General features: G+C 68.7%; 2 protein-coding genes. One reads left to right on the forward strand and one right to left on the reverse strand.

What is annotated here, in order from left to right:
• Window positions 1–926 (reverse strand): hypothetical protein (locus tag VFV09_09290; protein ID HEU4867909.1); only part of this gene is annotated, 926 nt, incomplete at its 3' end.
• Between the two features lie 342 nt (window positions 927–1,268).
• Here VFV09_09290 and groL point away from each other — a divergent pair.
• Complete coding sequence (gene groL, locus VFV09_09295; GenBank protein ID HEU4867910.1) at window positions 1,269–2,906, forward strand: chaperonin GroEL; 1,638 nt, start codon at window positions 1,269–1,271, stop codon at window positions 2,904–2,906.
• Window positions 2,907–3,067 lie beyond the last annotated feature (161 nt).

Raw genomic sequence — 3,067 nt, forward strand, 5'->3', positions numbered from 1 at the left:
TTGAGCGTGCTCGTCGGGTTGTTGAACAGCTTGACCCGCAGCACCGGCGTCTGGGGGCCGGCGCCGACGGGCGCGTACTCCACCTTGGCGCCACCGGGCTTGCCGGTGGCGGTGGTGCGCAGCACCCACTCGCCCAGCAGCTCGATCGTGATCGCCCCGTTCAGGAGGTTGATCGGCGCCACCTGCTGGTGCGTCTCGCTGACCACGCCGAACGTCCCGTCACCGTTGGCGATCAGGTAGCTGAACGTGCGGGTCTGGGCCACGTTCCGGTCCTCGGGCAGCGACGTGCTCACCAGCGGGGCCAGGAACTCGCCCTCGGGGCCGGTGCCGCCGGTGTTCAGCAGGTCGACCCTGGCCACCTCGGCCTGACCGAACGACACCGGCTTGCCGACGGTGCACGTGGAGGGGTCAGAGGCGGTCTGGGCCTTCCCCCGCAGGAGGTTGGCCCACAGGATCGGGCCCAGGTTGATCGGCCCGATCTGCTTCACGACCGGTCCGTTGATCGGCGGGGCGCTCGACTGGGCCAGCCCGGCCAGCAGGATCTGGTTCGGGTCGGGGTTGGACGGGTGGGGCGTGAGCAGGCCGATCTCGAGCCCGGTGCCGCGACCGTAGGCCGACTTGGCCGGCTGGCTGGGCTGGGCGACGTAGCCCAACTCGTTGGTGATGGCCGTCCCCAGACCTTTCGAGTTCATGGACTGCCCGGCGAAGCCGACCTGGGCGTTCAGGACCTGCACGTTGCCGAGCCTCAGGACGTTCAACCCGACGACGGTCCCCGTCCCGTAGGCCGAGAAGGCCTGGTCGGACACGGGTTGGGCGCCGGCGCCGCCGGTACCCGCCGTCGACATCGACGCCACCGCCATGGCGGCCACGAGGCCGATCACTGCTATCCGGCGCCGCCTGGCGCTTCCTGCTGAACCCTCACTCATGGTCATCTCCAATCGCTCCTCCGGAGGACGCGCACATGCAAGAGGCAACGCCTGCGGCCCCTCGCTCGCCGCTCATCCATCGCTGCTCGACCCCCAGGTCAGGTGCCTGGTGGCCGCTTCCCGATCCCGGTTCCGCTGGTCTCTGTCGCCCTCTAGCCTTTTGCGTGTCGCGGCAGACACGTAGGGTCAAAGGTCCCGAAGTTGAGGAACTGTTGTGCCCGGCCGCCGGCGTGGGCTCCGCCCCGGTTGCACATCCTCCCCGCACGTGGTTTGCTGGTTAGCACTCGACAGTAGAGAGTGCTAACGGCCCGGTGACCGGGCCGAAGAGGAGGAAGCACACGTATGCCGAAGATGATCGCGTTCGACGAGCACGCACGCAGGGCCCTGGAGAACGGGATGAACCAGCTGGCTGACGCGGTTCGCGTCACGCTGGGCCCCAAGGGTCGCAACGTGGTTCTCGACAAGAAGTGGGGCGCGCCCACGATCACCAACGACGGTGTCTCCATCGCCAAGGAGATCGACCTCGAAGACCCCTACGAGCGCATCGGCGCCGAGCTGGTCAAGGAAGTAGCCAAGAAGACCGACGATGTCGCCGGTGACGGCACCACCACCGCCACCGTGCTGGCGTGGGCCATGGTGAAGGAGGGCCTGCGCAACGTCGCCGCCGGCGCCAACCCCATGTCCCTGAAGAAGGGCATCGAGGCCGCCGTGGTCCGGGCCGTCGAGGGCATCAAGGAGATCTCGGTCGAGATCGAGTCCAAGGAGCAGGTCGCCCAGGTGGCGTCCATCTCCGCCGCCGACACCGAGATCGGCGACACCATCTCCCAGGCCATCGACAAGGTGGGCAAGGACGGTGTCATCACCGTCGAGGAGTCGCAGACCTTCGGCATGGAGATGGAGCTGGTCGAGGGTATGCGCCTCGACAAGGGCTACATCTCGCCCTACTTCGTCACCGACCCGGAGCGCATGGAGGCCGACCTCGACGACCCCTACATCCTCCTCGCCGGCCAGAAGATCTCCGCCGTCCGCGACCTGCTGCCCGTCCTGGAGAAGGTCATGCAGTCGGGCAAGGCCCTGCTGATCGTCACCGAGGACGTCGAGGGCGAGGCCCTCGCCACCCTGGTGGTCAACAAGATCCGGGGCACGTTCAAGTCCGTGGCCATCAAGGCCCCCGGCTTCGGCGAGCGCCGTAAGGCCATGCTCCAGGACCTCGCCATCCTTACCGGCGGCCAGGTCATCACCGAGGACGTCGGTCTCAAGCTCGAGAACGTGACGCTGGACATGCTGGGCCGGGCCCGCAAGGTCACCGTCACCAAGGACGAGACCACCATCGTCGAGGGCGCCGGCTCCCCCGAGGAGATCAAGGGCCGGGTCAACCAGCTCAAGGCCGAGATGGAGAACACCGACTCCGACTACGACCGGGAGAAGATCCAGGAGCGCCTGGCCAAGCTCTCCGGTGGCGTCGCCATCATCAAGGTCGGCGCGGCCACCGAGGTCGAGCTGCGGGAGAAGAAGCACCGCATCGAGGACGCGGTCAGCACCACCAAGGCCGCGGTCGAGGAGGGTGTCGTGCCCGGCGGTGGCGTGGCCCTGCTCCGTGCCCAGGCCAAGGTCCTGGAGCTGGCCCTGACCCTGCACGGCGACGAGGCCACCGGTGCCCGCATCGTGGCCCGCAGCCTCGAGGAGCCGCTGAAGCAGATCGCCATCAACGCCGGCATGGAGGGTGGTGTCGTGGTCGAGCGGGTGCGCAACCTCGACGGCCCCACCGGCCTCAACGCCGCCACCGGCGACTACGAGGACCTGTTCAAGGCCGGCGTCATCGACGCCGCCAAGGTCACCCGGTCCGCCCTCCAGAACGCGGCGTCCATCGCCGCCCTGTTCCTCACCACCGAGTGCGTCATCGTCGACAAGCCGGAGGAGAAGAACGGCGGCGGCCACGGCGGCGGCATGGAAGGCATGGGAGGCATGGGCGACTTTTAGGACTCGGAGGGGGGCAGGCCCCCCTCCGAACCTCCCCCCGACTGCGTGCCGGGGCCCTCGGGCCCCGGCGTCGCGGCCAGCCGTGGGGGCCGCCTCCGGCGCCGTCAGCGGCCGGCATGAGAAAACCTGTTCCGAAATGCAGCGCCGGCCCTATGGGCCGG

This window comes from Actinomycetota bacterium (genome assembly GCA_035759705.1).
Lineage (GTDB): Bacteria > Actinomycetota > CADDZG01 > JAHWKV01 > JAHWKV01 > JAJCYE01.

Coding starts and splice junctions, on each gene's coding strand:
- groL (HEU4867910.1), top strand. CDS start 1,269: ATGCCGAAGATGATCGCGTTCGACGAGCACGCACGCAGGGCCCTGGAG.